Source organism: Hafnia sp. HMSC23F03, assembly GCF_001816025.1.
In the GTDB taxonomy this organism is placed as follows: Bacteria; Pseudomonadota; Gammaproteobacteria; order Enterobacterales; family Enterobacteriaceae; genus Hafnia; species Hafnia paralvei.
The window spans coordinates 242,832-257,151 of sequence record NZ_KV824214.1; the positions used below are offsets into that span (position 1 = coordinate 242,832).

General features: G+C 48.3%; 12 protein-coding genes. 7 read left to right on the forward strand and 5 right to left on the reverse strand.

Annotated features, from left to right (window positions below; all coding sequences use genetic code 11):
- Window positions 1-79 precede the first annotated feature (79 nt).
- Window positions 80-1,051, forward strand: a complete 972-nt coding sequence (gene ispB / locus HMPREF3091_RS06825) for an octaprenyl diphosphate synthase (protein ID WP_070714945.1) — start codon at window positions 80-82, stop codon at window positions 1,049-1,051.
- Window positions 1,052-1,261: 210 nt separating this feature from the next.
- Window positions 1,262-1,561 carry a helix-turn-helix domain-containing protein gene (locus tag HMPREF3091_RS06830; RefSeq protein ID WP_070714947.1) on the forward strand — a complete coding sequence of 100 codons (300 nt, stop codon included), beginning with the start codon at window positions 1,262-1,264 and terminating at the stop codon, window positions 1,559-1,561.
- A 63-nt stretch (window positions 1,562-1,624) separates the two neighbouring features.
- Here the strand turns inward: HMPREF3091_RS06830 and mdh are convergent, their stop codons facing one another.
- The gene (mdh, locus tag HMPREF3091_RS06835; RefSeq protein WP_008814868.1) at window positions 1,625-2,563 is read right to left on the reverse strand and encodes a malate dehydrogenase; all 939 of its coding nucleotides are present in this window, start codon (window positions 2,561-2,563) and stop codon (window positions 1,625-1,627) included.
- A 467-nt stretch (window positions 2,564-3,030) separates the two neighbouring features.
- Between mdh and argR the strand changes: the two genes are divergently transcribed.
- From argR to yhcN (HMPREF3091_RS06850), 3 genes are all read left to right on the forward strand, one after another.
- Entirely contained in the window at window positions 3,031-3,501 is a 471-nt protein-coding gene (gene argR, locus HMPREF3091_RS06840; RefSeq protein WP_004093684.1) for a transcriptional regulator ArgR, read from the forward strand.
- Between the two features lie 430 nt (window positions 3,502-3,931).
- Window positions 3,932-4,195: a peroxide/acid stress response protein YhcN gene (gene yhcN / locus HMPREF3091_RS06845; RefSeq protein ID WP_004093683.1), complete on the forward strand. Its 264-nt coding sequence runs from the start codon at window positions 3,932-3,934 to the stop codon at window positions 4,193-4,195.
- Window positions 4,196-4,330: 135 nt separating this feature from the next.
- Window positions 4,331-4,594, forward strand: coding sequence for a peroxide/acid stress response protein YhcN (gene yhcN / locus HMPREF3091_RS06850; protein WP_004093682.1), 264 nt, complete (start codon window positions 4,331-4,333; stop codon window positions 4,592-4,594).
- 193 nt (window positions 4,595-4,787) lie between these two features.
- On the opposite strand, the gene mpl is transcribed toward yhcN (HMPREF3091_RS06850), so the two are convergent.
- Window positions 4,788-6,167, reverse strand: a complete 1,380-nt coding sequence (mpl, locus tag HMPREF3091_RS06855; protein WP_004093681.1) for a UDP-N-acetylmuramate:L-alanyl-gamma-D-glutamyl-meso-diaminopimelate ligase — start codon at window positions 6,165-6,167, stop codon at window positions 4,788-4,790.
- A 168-nt stretch (window positions 6,168-6,335) separates the two neighbouring features.
- Here mpl and fbp point away from each other — a divergent pair, with 168 nt between their 5' ends.
- Both fbp and ppa read left to right on the forward strand, forming a co-directional pair.
- The gene (gene fbp / locus HMPREF3091_RS06860; RefSeq protein WP_004093680.1) at window positions 6,336-7,340 is read left to right on the forward strand and encodes a class 1 fructose-bisphosphatase; all 1,005 of its coding nucleotides are present in this window, start codon (window positions 6,336-6,338) and stop codon (window positions 7,338-7,340) included.
- Between the two features lie 272 nt (window positions 7,341-7,612).
- Window positions 7,613-8,143 carry an inorganic diphosphatase gene (gene ppa / locus HMPREF3091_RS06865; protein ID WP_004093679.1) on the forward strand — a complete coding sequence of 177 codons (531 nt, stop codon included), beginning with the start codon at window positions 7,613-7,615 and terminating at the stop codon, window positions 8,141-8,143.
- A 76-nt stretch (window positions 8,144-8,219) separates the two neighbouring features.
- Here the strand turns inward: ppa and HMPREF3091_RS06870 are convergent, their stop codons facing one another.
- From HMPREF3091_RS06870 to HMPREF3091_RS06880, 3 genes are read right to left on the reverse strand one after another with little or no spacing between them, the layout of a single operon-like run.
- A complete protein-coding gene (locus HMPREF3091_RS06870) occupies window positions 8,220-8,573 on the reverse strand; it encodes a gamma-glutamylcyclotransferase family protein (protein WP_004093677.1) in 354 nt (117 codons plus the stop codon).
- Entirely contained in the window at window positions 8,573-12,502 is a 3,930-nt protein-coding gene (locus tag HMPREF3091_RS06875; protein ID WP_070714949.1) for an autotransporter assembly complex protein TamB, read from the reverse strand. The genes HMPREF3091_RS06870 and HMPREF3091_RS06875 overlap by 1 nt, the downstream gene beginning before the upstream one ends.
- Window positions 12,499-14,235 carry an autotransporter assembly complex protein TamA gene (locus HMPREF3091_RS06880; protein ID WP_035503572.1) on the reverse strand — a complete coding sequence of 579 codons (1,737 nt, stop codon included), beginning with the start codon at window positions 14,233-14,235 and terminating at the stop codon, window positions 12,499-12,501. The genes HMPREF3091_RS06875 and HMPREF3091_RS06880 overlap by 4 nt, the downstream gene beginning before the upstream one ends.
- Window positions 14,236-14,320: the final 85 nt, after the last annotated feature.

Here is a 14,320-nt window from a genome sequence, read left to right on the forward strand (position 1 = left end):
TACTATAGTTGGTGGCTTGTGACAGCCTGCATGCGGGCTTTCGCCCGGCGGAAAATGGAAACACAGTTGAATTAATACAATGAACCTAGAAAAAATTACTGAGTTAACCGCGCAGGATATGGCGGATGTGAACGCAACGATTCTTCAGCAACTGAACTCTGAAGTGAGCTTAATCAATCAGTTGGGCTACTACATTATCAGCGGTGGAGGTAAACGGATTCGCCCGATGATCGCAGTGTTGTCGGCGAGAGCATTAAATTATACGGGTGATAAACACATCACCGTCGCAGCGTTGATTGAATTTATTCATACCGCAACCCTGCTGCACGATGACGTGGTTGATGAGTCCGATATGCGCCGAGGAAAAGCCACTGCTAACGCGGCTTTCGGCAACGCTGCGAGCGTATTGGTCGGTGATTTTATCTATACACGATCGTTCCAGATGATGACCAGCCTGCAGTCATTGCGCGTGTTGGAACTGATGTCTGAAGCAACCAACGTTATCGCTGAAGGTGAAGTTTTGCAGTTGATGAACGTCAATGATCCGAACATCACTGAAGAAAACTACATGCGGGTCATTTACAGCAAAACGGCCCGTTTGTTTGAAGCCGCGGCTCAATCATCAGCGATCTTAGCGGATGCCACGCACGAGCAGGAAATCGCTCTGCAAGACTATGGGCGTTATCTCGGTACCGCTTTCCAACTGATCGATGATTTGCTGGATTATGATGCTGATGGAAAGACTCTGGGTAAAAATACGGGTGATGACCTGAACGAAGGTAAACCAACGTTACCTCTGCTGCACGCCATGCAGAACGGTTCTCCAGAGCGCTCAGCCATGATTCGCCAAGCTATTGAAGAAGGCAATGGACGTCATTTGCTTGAACCCGTTCTCGAAACCATGCATGAAGTAGGCTCTCTGACTTATACCCGCCAGCGAGCCGAAGAAGAAGCAGATAAAGCAATTTCAGCATTAGATGTCTTGCCGGAATCGCCTTATAAAGATGCGCTTATCGGGCTGGCTAACATGGCGGTCGATCGAAAATTCTAATTCTTATTTTTAGAAAAAACGAAGAGCCGAAAGGCTCTTTTTTTATTTAAAATAATATATAAAACAATAAATAAGACATGAGTAATGACTTTCTTATTATTGAAGTAATTGGAAATTAATTGAAATTTAAAGAGTGTTTTTAGATAGTAGCGATGTATGCAAGACTTAGTTTTCTCACCCTGTAAACGTGTCATCGCAAAGGAATGGATTATGGCAGAGAGTCAATGCCAAGAAGATTGGCATCACGCAGATATTATTGCTGCATTGCACAAACGGAAAATTACGCTCAGTGGACTATCAAGAGCCTCAGGGCTTTCTAGCACCACGCTCTCTAATGCATTAACGCGTCCTTGGCCTAAAGGCGAATTTATTATTGCTCAGGCGCTAGGTATTCATCCCTCTGAGATATGGCCAAGCCGCTACTATGATGTCGCCACTCATCAGCCCATTGATAGACAGCAACTTATGCGTGCACGAAGATCGAATAAAAACAAAACCGCTGACGATTAAAGTCAGCGGTTAGATTTAAGCTAAATTAGCGGGTGTCTATAAACACCCGTTTTCTATCAACAATCACTTGTTAACGAAGTTTTCGCCTAGTTCGATATCTTTGTGCAGAACTTCCAGCATACCTTCCAGTGCTTTTTGTTCAAAAGCGCTTAAAGATCCGATGGATTTACGTTCAACGATCCCCTCTTTACCCAGCAGCAGAGGCTGTGCAAAGAAGCGAGCATATTTGCCGTCACCTTCAACATAAGCACATTCAACAACGTTGCTTTCACCTTGCATAGCACGAACCAGTGAAAGACCAAAACGTGCGGCAGCTTGACCCATAGACAGCGTAGCAGACCCGCCACCGGCTTTAGCTTCAACGACTTCAGTACCTGCGTTCTGGATACGCTTGGTCAGATCGGCAACTTCCTGTTCGGAGAAAGTCACACCTGGGATCTGAGACAACAGAGGCAGAATTGTCACACCAGAGTGGCCGCCAATTACAGGCACTTCAACTTCTGCTGGGTTCTTACCTTTCAGCTCGGCCACAAAGGTATTGGAGCGGATAACGTCCAATGTGGAAATACCGAACAGCTTATCTTTATTATACACACCCGCTTTTTTCAGCACTTCTGCGGCAATTGCGACTGTCGTGTTAACTGGGTTAGTGATAATACCGATACAGGCTTTCGGACAAGTGCTGGCTACCTGTTCAATCAGATTACGTACGATACCTGCGTTTACGTTAAACAGGTCAGAACGATCCATACCCGGCTTACGTGCAACACCCGCAGAAATCAACACGATATCTGCGCCTTCCAATGCTGGACGCGCATCTTCACCGCTGAAACCTTTGATTTTAACTGCTGTAGGGATGTGGCTGAGATCGACAGCAACGCCCGGAGTTACCGGCGCAATGTCATAAAGAGAGAGTTCTGAACCTGAAGGAAGCTGAGTTTTAAGAAGAAGGGCTAGAGCCTGACCAATACCGCCGGCTGCGCCGAGAACTGCAACTTTCATTCTATACTCCTTGATTTATCTTTAATTTAAGAGTGCCGTGAATGCATTACCGCGCACCTTAGTCCATCATGTCTTAAAAAACAATCTGTTAACACAAAGATTGGGATATGACGCACTAATTCCATGTCCTACTGCAAGGTTTATAATAAAAAATGGCTTATGCATGAAAGGCATAGGGTTACAAAGTAGGAATTCGTTGCGCACTTATCACAGCTGATTACCCGGCCGTTACATTACACCCTTCCTTTACATCACAACAACATCATTTTAATAACAAACCATTCACCAATGATGAAGACTTAGTCACAGATTCGACTAACATATTCATTTTATGAGCAAGATGATAAAATCCCGCCCTTGCCGGTTTTATTTCTTAATGGCCGACTTAATATTTTTTGCACTTAAATTGCATAAAAATTCATTATTGCGCATAATAATGTCCTCTATTTCTATTTCTACGGTGAAGAATGCGAACTCCAACAAAACAAGAAGACTTGATCAAGGCATTCAAGGCGCTACTCAAGGAAGAGAAATTTAGCTCTCAGGGTGAGATCGTGCAGGCACTGCAAGATGAAGGCTTTGAGAATATCAACCAATCCAAAGTATCTCGCATGCTGACCAAATTTGGTGCAGTCCGCACGCGAAATGCAAAGATGGAGATGGTGTATTGTCTGCCTGCTGAGCTTGGCGTCCCTACGACCAGCAGCCCTCTGAAAAATCTCGTGCTAGACGTCGATTACAATGAATCCGTGGTTGTGATTCATACCAGCCCAGGCGCAGCACAGTTGATTGCACGTTTATTAGACTCATTAGGCAAATCAGAAGGCATTCTGGGAACCATTGCAGGCGATGACACGATTTTCACCACGCCAGCCAAAGGTTTTTCAGTAGAACAGCTGCACGACGCGATCTTGTCACTGTTCGATCAAGAGCTTTAAGCCGACTCTCAGGCCTGATTACTTGTCGGGCCTATTCATTTTCCCACCTTACTTCCCCCACCACTTCTCCGGCTCGGCTTCCCTCTCTTTCTGCTAGGTTAGCGTATGTGTACGGCACAATACTCTGCACCTAATGCTAATGATGGTCTTTTCACTCAACATAGGTCCTGCAACAGGGGGTAAACTCCATGTTCCGCACGTTTTGCAACATGATGTCATTTTATTGATCTTATTAGTATTTAACCCAAAAAGAACAAAATTCACCCGTTTTTTATTCCAATTAAATATATTCATTACATGAATACCAAACAAATAAACCTAAAAAATCATTAGCTCGCTATTAATTTTTCTAGTTACTAGGTGTACACTTCTTTTCGTGACATGAATCACAGTTCAATAACTAAATAAGATAATCTCTGAGGCATACATCATGAAAATTAAAACTTCTATCGCAGCTCTGGCTATTCTCTCATCTCTTTCTTTCGGTGCATTCGCCGCTCAGTTAGTCGATAACGCTCAAGCATCTAACATGCAGCCTATCGGCACTATCAGTGTTAGCGGTGTCAGCGCTGCACCTAGCGATATCAGAGCAGCATTATCAGCCAAAGCTGATGCACAAGGCGCAACCGCCTATCGTGTCGTTGAAGCGCGTAATGAAGGTTCATTCCACGCAACCGCTGAAATCTATAAATAAGATTCTGCTTCACCTGCAAGACGGGGCATAAAGCTTCGCCAGTCAAAATCGTTAACAACCGCAGTGACCAAAAAGAAAATCGTCATTGAATCTAAGATCGAAGTACTGCGGCAGAACTAGAACAGGAAAATAATCATGAAAATTAAAACTACCGTCGCTGCTTTAGGCCTTCTTTCAATGGTTTCTTTTGGTGCGTTTGCTGCACAGTCCATCAGCGCAGAGCAAGCTTCCTCTATGCAGTCATTAGGTACCATTACCACCAGCGGTATTGATGGTTCACCTTCTGATATCAAAGCACAGCTTTCTGATAAAGCCGACGCAAAGGGAGCGACTGCTTATCACATTATTGAAGCTCGTATCGATGGCAACTACCACGCTACCGCAGAGATCTATCGCTAATTAATCGCTCTAACCGTTTCATCATAAGGTCAACGTTTCCTGTGTCTAACTTGAGCTCGTTGACTAATACCCTCGTCTAACCAGACGAACCCCATTGCCTTCGCTTGCGAAGGCTTTTTTTTGCCCTCACCAAAGACAAAAAAGCCGTGGGCAGAGCCACGGCTTTTTACATCAGCGAAAGCATAGAATGATTTTATTCTTGCTCACTAATCTCTTGTTTGTGTTCTAGCGCCTTCAACAGCTTGCTATGAATGCCCTCAAAGCCGCCGTTACTCATGACCAAAATATAATCGCCAGGCTGAGCCGTTTTCGCAATCATATCGACCAATACGTCAATATCCGCACTCCAATGAGCCGGCTGAACGCAGGCTTCAGCCACTTCGGTCACTAACCAAGGAATGTGGTGAGGCTGGAACAAAAAGACCTCGTCCGCTCGACCCAGTGCCGGAGCCAAATCGTTTTTGGATACGCCCATTTTCATGGTATTAGAGCGAGGTTCCAGCACGGCTAAAATACGTGCGGTTCCACCCACTTTGCTGCGCAGAGCAGAAAGTGTTGCCAAAATTGCCGTCGGATGGTGAGCAAAGTCATCATAAACTTTGACACCAAAGGCTTCGCCGCGTAGCTCTAAACGACGACGGGCATTGATGAAGGAATCCAAAGCACGGCAGGCATCAGCAGGCAATACACCGACATGACGAGCTGCAGCAATCGCCATTAAGCCGTTATGCATATTGTGCTCGCCAACTAAACCCCAGTTCACTTCTCCCACCACGTCGCCATCCAACAGCACTTCGAAACGGCTAGCATCTGGATTCAGCTTACGTGCATTCCACGTTCCATCTTCTCCACTCAGCTCTTGCTCACTCCAGCAGCCCATGGCCATGACCTGCTTCAGGTTTGCGTCGCTGGCGGGGGAAATAATGCGGCCTTTACCTGGCACCAGACGTACCAGATGATGGAACTGTTTCTGGATGGCCTTCAGATCGTCAAAGATATCGGCATGATCGAACTCAAGATTATTAAGGATCAATGTGCGCGGGCAGTAATGCACAAACTTAGATCGTTTATCGAAGAAGGCACAGTCATACTCGTCGGCTTCAATCACGAAGAATGGGCTGTTTCCCATCCGAGCTGAAACATCAAAGTTCCCTGGCACACCACCAATCACGAAGCCTGGCTCATAACCGCACTCTTCCAGAATCCATGTGACCATACCAGCGGTGGTGGTTTTACCGTGCGTTCCCGCAACCGCAATCACCCAGCGATGACGTAATACTTCATCATGCAGCCACTGTGGACCAGAAACGTATGGAATTCCCTGCTCCAAAATCATTTCAACACAAGGGTTACCACGCGTCATCGCGTTACCAATGATCACCAAGTCAGGTGCAGGATCCAAATGTGAAGGATCGTATCCTTCCATCAAGGTGATCCCTTCTTTTTCTAGCAGCGTGCTCATCGGCGGATAAACATTGGCATCAGAACCCGTCACTTCATGTCCTAACGTCCGAGCCAGCAAAGCAAGGCCGCCCATAAATGTGCCGCAGATTCCAAGAATATGAATGCGCATATCGTTTCCAGTTGATTACATCGAGTCAGTTCACATTCTAACGCTGAGAACGGCTGACGCGAAATGGAATTACCTAGGAATCACTTTATACATTGGCTAGAATAGCTGCGAAAACGTTGGCGGTTTGTAAATAAATCGCTACTCCTTCGCAGAATCAGGGAATGTGTCATGAAAACTTTAGGCGAGTTTATCGTCGAAAAGCAGCAAGATTTTCCACACGCTACTGGCGAACTAACCGCTCTCCTCTCCGCAATTAAACTGGGTGCCAAGATTATTCACCGCGATATCAACAAAGCGGGCTTAGTGGATATTCTCGGTGCAAGTGGTGCGGAAAACGTGCAGGGTGAGGTTCAGATGAAGCTGGATCTCTATGCCAACGAAAAACTCAAGGCCGCTTTAAAAGCGCGCGGCGAGGTCGCTGGTATCGCATCAGAAGAAGAAGACGACATTGTCATCTTTGAAGGCGACCGTGCCAACAATGGTAAGTATGTGGTTTTGATGGATCCATTGGATGGCTCTTCTAACATCGACGTAAACGTTTCGGTAGGTACGATTTTCTCAATCTATCGTCGTATTACGCCAATCGGACAGCCGGTGACTGAAGAGGATTTCCTGCAACCGGGAAATCGTCAGGTTGCCGCAGGATACGTGGTTTATGGTTCTTCAACGATGCTGGTGTACACCACTGGTAACGGGGTTCACGCCTTTACCTACGATCCATCGCTCGGTGTTTTCTGCCTGTCGCATGAACGCGTACGCTTCCCTGAAAAAGGCAATATGTACTCTATCAACGAAGGGAACTACATTAAATTCCCTCTCGGTGTGAAGAAATACATCAAATATTGCCAAGAACAAGACGAAGCCACACAGCGTCCTTACACCTCTCGCTATATTGGATCTTTGGTTGCCGACTTCCACCGCAACCTGCTCAAAGGCGGCATTTATATCTACCCAAGCACTGCAAGCCATCCAAGTGGCAAGCTGCGTTTGCTGTATGAATGCAATCCTATGGCGTTCTTAGCCGAGCAAGCAGGTGGTAAAGCGACCGATGGTTTCCGCCGTATTCTGGACATCGCACCTGAAAAACTGCACCAACGTGCACCGTTCTTCGTTGGTACCAGTTCAATGGTTGAAGACGCTGAACGCTTCATGAGTGATTTCCCAGACGCATAATCCTGCCAGTACCCGTTTGGTTTTAAGTGACATTAGGCTCGCGACGCGACCTACAGCTTGAAGTATGGCGGGTATATACCCCAAATAATTGGAGTTACATCAAGGCGGCAAGGGAGTGAGTCCCGAATCACTTACTCGAGTAAGTGATTCGGGTGAACGAACGCAGTCAACACAGATGCAACGTCAAGTATGACGGGTATAGGCTGTTCATTTGTGGAGTGACCGCTATAATAGCCGTCACTCCATTTCTGGTTTGATTAAAGGAAACCGACATGAGCTTGATTAATGTCCCTGCTGGCAAAGACCTGCCAGAAGATATCTACGTAGTTATCGAAATTCCAGCTAACGCTGATCCAATCAAATATGAAGTAGACAAAGAAACTGGCTGCCTGTTCGTTGACCGTTTCATGTCTACTGCCATGTTCTACCCATGCAACTACGGCTACATCAACCACACTCTGTCTCTGGACGGCGACCCGGTTGACGTTTTGGTTCCAACTCCGTACCCACTGCAGCCTGGCTCAGTTATTCGTTGCCGCCCAGTTGGCGTGCTGAAAATGACTGACGAAGCAGGTGAAGATGCGAAGTTGGTTGCTGTTCCACACAGCAAAATGACCAAAGAATACGATCACGTCAAAGATGTGAACGATCTGCCTGAACTGCTGCGTGCCCAAATCTCCCACTTCTTTGAACACTACAAAGATCTGGAAAAAGGCAAGTGGGTTAAAGTTGAAGGTTGGGACAACGCTGAAGCGGCTAAAGCTGAAATCGTTGCCTCTTTCGAGCGCGCTAAAAACAAATAATTGTTTTTCTCCGCACGAAAAAAACACCGCCTGATGGCGGTGTTTTTTTATGTCTTTCTGGTCGGAAAGCAACGTTTTATTCGTCGCACTCCTGACCACGCTTCAGCCAATCACCGCATTTAATACGCGGTAAACCTTCTACCGAATATAGATAGATATAGATCCATGCGCTGCCAAATGGCGTTTTGATTAGCTCTCTACGATAGTCCTTACTGTTGCTTTTTAAGTCATCCAGCTCGGCTAAAATAGAAGAGGTAATGCGATAAACCTCGCAAAAGACTTTGCCTTCGCCAGGCACTACCGCTGGATAATGCCCGAGATCGTACATCTCGTAGCCTTCGAGCTCATGTTCACCTAGCAGCATAGCGTTAGTCATCCAGTGACTGTTACCCTGCTTACGACGTAGACTTCCGTATACAATAATTCGCATCACTCAAACTCAAACTGATAGAGCAAATCGAGTGCCTGGTCGAGTCCAGACACCGCTTCCAGATATAATTTAGGCATCAGGCGATAACGTAGCGTCAGCGTTGCCAACGAATCAAATATCCCTACCCCATATTTTACCTGTAATCCTGGTAGTACATAACCACTCACCACAACCTGTGAGCTGTCTCCAACGCCCTGAGCATCCAGAGATAAATTGCTTACGCCAAATGTTTCGCCGATTTTACCCACCAGCTTCCCACTTTGCGCGACCCCCATACCAATCAGCATTGAAGTCATCGCATTACTGTCCGTGCCCGAACTTTCTAATCCCTGACCACGCAGCAGATAAGACAAAGCCATCTGTTGTGACATGGCAGGATCTGAGAATACTTCTAGTTTCGGCTGATCGGCAAGCCCTGTGACACGAACACCGGCAGTAACATCATCTTCCGTAGCATCTGGATTACGAATTGCCTCAATATTGAGCAGCGGTTGTTCTGGCGGTCCGGAGAAGATAAGTTCCCCTTTACGAATCAGCAAATCCTGTCCATAAGCCGCAAAACGCCCTTCAGGAATGTTCACCTGGCCGTTCAAACCGAGTCCGTGCTCATCCTGCACCATCTTCAGATCACCCTGCAATCTCGCCTTCAGACCAAACGCGTCCAAGCGAACATTCGGCCCAATGCTGATGTTCAGGTTGCTATTGATCGGAATAGACGCCGTTGCTGGTTTGATCGGCTGACGATCGTTATTCAGCATCACCTCATCCGAAGATACTGAGACCGCACTCTCCGGTAATTCCTGCACCGTGATGCGAGCCCATGGAATGGCAACTGAACCATTCAGGGCAAACATTTTCGGCGTTGCTTCAAACACAATATCCGGTGAGACATCTAAACGCACCATCGGCGGTACCGTTATGCGAACACGCTCTCCTTTCACTGCGATCTGCGCTCGCCACGCATCAATCACGCGCCAATCAGCGTTACCGGTGAGATTTAGCTGACCGCGAGACGTTTTAATCACCCCTTGCAGCGCTGAGCTCATCCCTTCGAAGTTCACGGCCAAATTACCGTCGGTAATATCAAACGGCATAAACTGACCGTCAATATCCACCTTATCCAGCGCCATACGACCATAAATTTGTGGCTGCTGTGCATTACCCCCTAAACGGAGAGCCGCGTTAAGCATACCCTGTGCTTTTTCGCCGGACATCAATGCTGGATTCAACATCGCCAACGAAATGTTCTTGATATTAACGTTCCCCGACAGATTTCTCCGCCCCTGAGGATCGGCAACCTGCACATTACCGTCTAACTGGCCGTTACCGGCAATCTTGATCAGCCAATCAAGCTGAGCACGACCATGATTCAGCGCGGCGTTCAAATTCAACGTATCAAAAGCAATAGGAAGCGAGTTCCCCTGCACGACCTGTTGAACCTTGACCCCTTTACCACTCAGAGTCACTTTTGCTTCAGGTAATGCTTCTCCCTCTTTCCAGCTCACATCCGCGCGACCGGTAAACACGCCATTTAGCGCAGTGTCTGGGCCTAAGAACGGTTTAATCATCGCCAAATCAAAACGGTTAAGCACTACGCTGGCATTACCACTGGCTCCCGCTTCTATGGTCTTAGGCACACAAACTTCGGCATTCGGGTTCAGCCAACAGTGAGGGCCAACGCTAATTTTTTGCTGGGCATTGAGATAGTCGAGGGCAATAGGACGCGTCAAACGCCACTCACCCACCGGAGTATCAAAGCGAGTATCGTTTAACGTTCCCTGCCAACGTTCTGTAGCTCGATCGAAGCTGCCTTTCAGCGCTAACTGTCCTGAAATGGGATCGCCATTGATTTTCAACTGTAGCTGATGCTGTTTCTCGCTGCCCTTGGCGTCCAGTGTGAGTAAGCTAATCAGGAAATCATCCTGTTTAAGCTGTTCGACACGCACATTCAAATTACCTTCAATTTGTTCAGCGGAGCGAACATCGCCGTCAAGCTTAACGCGGTTGATCGTCAGCGTTTGCCACTGCAAACCAGACGCGGTGAGATCGGCGAGTACCTGCGGCGCCTTAAGATTACCACGCAGTTTCAGCGTACCCTTTGCGGTTCCCGCTAATCCAGGCAGGTTGCCATCAAGGCGCGGAGCATCGATAACCGCATCTAATGCCCACTTATCTGACAGCTCGCCGGTGATATCAATCTTGTTACGCCCCAGACCGATATGCATTTCAGGGATTTTCCACTGCCCAGCCTGATTTCCCGTCAGGTTGCCACGTACATCAACCTGATTTTGCTTCACGTTGCCCGCAAGCTGAAGCACTGGCACGCGTAGCTGCCAATTACCACCGTACAGACTCCCCTGAGTTTCAATCTTGCCATTCAGCTTCGCGGGCCACTCAGGCCATTGTTTCGCGGTATTGATGCCGTCTAAGGTTAGCTTGCTTTTCCAGCTAATCGCCTTACTCCAGTCAACCAGCGCCGATAAATCGGTATTCCCCTGTAGCGCGGCAACACGTAGGCGGTTCAAATTAAACTGCTGGTCGGTGCCTTTACCATCCAGCGTAATTTTAGCTGCTGGGATCTCATTGCCACTGATATCCGTACGCATTGATAGCGCGTAATCTTTTCCACTACCGTTCAGGCGCACTCGGATGTTTTTTGCCTGATATTCAGAGGCTCCCGTCAGCGGCCACTGTACTCCAGGGCTTTCTAAGGTCAGCGCCAGAGGCAGACCTGCCTTAGCCAACTGAGTTTCAGCCGCCAGCGTGGCTTTCAACGGACCAGAGAGATTCGCATCAAGCGTCAATACATCGCGCAGGTTGCCTTTAATACCTAACTTCAGCTTTTCGCCCTTGACGGGATCAACGTTCAGATCTGCATTCAGACGGAAATCCATCGGCCATTGATCGCTCAACGTCGCCTGACCATGCATCGACACATTGCCCTGCGGCGAGCGAACCTCGAGCGTATGTAAACGTAACGCACTGTCTTTAGTGACGGCTCTCACCAACAATGTATTCACCACAATGTCGCTATCACCGGTAACACGCAGTTGGTCACCGGAAATACGCTTAACGGTAAGATCCAATGGCAAACGCAGTTCAGGCAGATCCGGAAGTAGCGGTTTAGCAAATAGCTCCGCCAGCACTTCTCCTAATGGTTTCTCTGGCGCCGTCTTTTCCGCTTCGGCCTGAGCTTCTTTCTGCGCATCAGCCTTGGCCTGCTCTGGCTTGACGACCTGTTTCGCCACGTGTTCCGCAGCGTCACTCGCCGCCTGTTTAGCACTCTCGGCCGCCGCATCCATGGCAGCCTGAGTGACTGGCTTATCTTTGATAGCAACGGCAACGACCTGATCCTGAACCGGTGTAGCAGGCGTTTTCGGTAACGCCACCAGCAGAGATTGAATATGAGTCGGCAACAGCGTCAGGCTGCGATCTCGCCATTCGGCACCAGTGCGAAACTCATCCAGTGAAATGGCGGTATCATCGACGGTAACGTGCACGTTATTGATCCGCAGTAAACGAATCGCAACCGGATAAGGCGCTTTCAGCTCGGTCAGTGGTTCACTGTTGGTTTCTTCTGGAGCAGGTTCTGACGGAGCGAGTTCTTGGGTGTTGATAGCAACATCGATCTGATTCGCCGTCAGCGCATTCAGACACAGCTCACTTTTTTTCAGGCACCCCACATCAACCGCTAGATGGAATTCTCCGGCCTTCACTTTCACGCCCGGCATCTGATAGGAAACACCGGTTAACGTTAGATTACGCCAGCCGCCGGTCACTCCCGCGATATCTAATCCCGGAACCCAACGCGCCGCACTGTTGATAACAAAATGAAGACCCGGTGTACTGATGACTGTTCCAATCAGACCCACCACCAGTAGCACCACAACCAGCAGAAAGATCAGGCTGAATTTGATAACACGTCTCATAGTTCAGGCCCCAATCCGATGTAAAACTGTAGGTCGTGGTTGTCTTTGTCCCCAACCGGTACCGCAAAGTCTAGCTTGATGGGACCAACCGGAGATTCCCAGCGCACGCCAACACCGGCGCCAGTGTAGAAGTTACTACGTTTGATATCGTTCACCGCTTCACCAGAGTCAACAAAGGTGGCTCCCCACCATTTCCCAGTGACGTTATATTGATATTCTAATGAGCCCGTCGCCAGCTTAGAGGCACCGGTCAGCTTGCCGGAGCTATCTTCCGGCGAAATGGATTTGTATTTATAGCCACGAATGCTGCGATCGCCACCGGCGAAGAAACGCAGGTTTGGTGGGACTTTTTCAAAGTCATTGGTTTCAATCCACCCCACGTTACCGCGCACAACAAAGCGATGTTTTTCGGCTAGGGTTCGGATCCAAACCTGTTGCGCCTGTACTACAGCAAAATCGACGTCCGATCCCCACGTGGTATCAGAAACATCAAATGAATAACGTTGGCTATCTCCCCACACCGGCATCAATCCACCACGCGAACGGGTTCGGTTCAACATGATCCCCGGATAGAGCAGCATGGTATCGTTGGTGACTTCGCCCTGCGTAAAGTGGTTAAGGCTCCAACGCAGGTTAACCGAACGCTGCCAACCGCTCGAAAGATCCCAATATCTCGCCACGTTCAACGTCGTGGTATCTTCTTCGGTATCGTTGAGATCGGTACGCTTAAATCCGCCCTGCAACAGATAATATTGCTCGATTGGATTCTTCAGCAGAGGAATTTTATAACTGAAATCCGCTGTTTGTTCTGGGGCTGAAAGGTTAAGCGAGGTCTCGAAGCTGTGGCCATAAGAGTTTACCCACGGTCGCTTCCACGTTGCCTGTACGCGTGGGCCGACGTCGGTAGCATAACCGCCGCCGAGCTCTACGGTATTACGCACCTTTGGTGAAAGCACGGCGTCTAACGGTAGCTCTTTTTCTGGCGTAACCTGTTTGAAATCAGGGGAAACGACGACCGAGTTAAACCAGTTAGTCGCTGACAAGCGGCGGCTAAACTCAGCCAGCTCTTCTGACGTATAATATTCGCCCTGTTTGAAAGGCACTAAACTGCGCAGATACTCTTCGCGGATCTGCGATCCTTCGAAAGTCACATCACCAAAGCGGTAACGTTTACCGCTGTCAAAATCGATATCCCAAAATGCTTTGCGCTCATCTTCAATCACGCCGAGTTGGTGTACCGGCATTGTGGCATCGAAATAACCTCGACGCACCGCGATAGACGTCAGCGAATTTTTAAAGCTATCGTAGGTACCGTGATTAAGCACGGTGCCAATTTTAGGCTCGCCGGTTTTCAAAAGCTCTTTATAGGCTTCATCATCCTTCGCCTGCCCTTGGATTTTCACATCAACGCCAGCAATAAGCACGGGCTCACCCGCCTTCACTTTCGCGATCAATAGCGGACGCTCAGGCGGTTTACGATCCTGAAAATCAAAGTCAATTGTCGGTTGATAATAGCCGAGCGCTTTCAGCCCACGACGGATAGACTCATCAACACGGGCACGAAAACGGCCATCATTGCTGACTTCATCGCTTTCGATGGTGGAAAGACTGGCTCGTACGTTCTGTTCGAGCGACCCGCTTAAACCTTCAACCTTTAAGCGAACTTGCGCTGCATTGGCCAATGGGGATGCCAAAAATAGGCATATAAAGCCAAAGACACGAAATCGTGGCACGCGAACTCCTAACGTTTAACCCTACCTGTAAAACATTCCGCCTGTCAGGGGGACTGCTATCTGACGGAACTCAAAAATGTGCAAT

Bases quoted from the DNA above. Each gene is read 5' to 3' on its own strand.
- ispB (WP_070714945.1), top strand. From the start codon at position 80: ATGAACCTAGAAAAAATTACTGAGTTAACCGCGCAGGATATGGCGGAT.
- HMPREF3091_RS06830 (WP_070714947.1), top strand. From the start codon at position 1,262: ATGGCAGAGAGTCAATGCCAAGAAGATTGGCATCACGCAGATATTATT.
- mdh (WP_008814868.1), bottom strand. From the start codon at position 2,563: ATGAAAGTTGCAGTTCTCGGCGCAGCCGGCGGTATTGGTCAGGCTCTA.
- argR (WP_004093684.1), top strand. From the start codon at position 3,031: ATGCGAACTCCAACAAAACAAGAAGACTTGATCAAGGCATTCAAGGCG.
- yhcN (WP_004093683.1), top strand. From the start codon at position 3,932: ATGAAAATTAAAACTTCTATCGCAGCTCTGGCTATTCTCTCATCTCTT.
- yhcN (WP_004093682.1), top strand. From the start codon at position 4,331: ATGAAAATTAAAACTACCGTCGCTGCTTTAGGCCTTCTTTCAATGGTT.
- mpl (WP_004093681.1), bottom strand. From the start codon at position 6,167: ATGCGCATTCATATTCTTGGAATCTGCGGCACATTTATGGGCGGCCTT.
- fbp (WP_004093680.1), top strand. From the start codon at position 6,336: ATGAAAACTTTAGGCGAGTTTATCGTCGAAAAGCAGCAAGATTTTCCA.
- ppa (WP_004093679.1), top strand. From the start codon at position 7,613: ATGAGCTTGATTAATGTCCCTGCTGGCAAAGACCTGCCAGAAGATATC.
- HMPREF3091_RS06870 (WP_004093677.1), bottom strand. From the start codon at position 8,573: ATGCGAATTATTGTATACGGAAGTCTACGTCGTAAGCAGGGTAACAGT.
- HMPREF3091_RS06875 (WP_070714949.1), bottom strand. From the start codon at position 12,502: ATGAGACGTGTTATCAAATTCAGCCTGATCTTTCTGCTGGTTGTGGTG.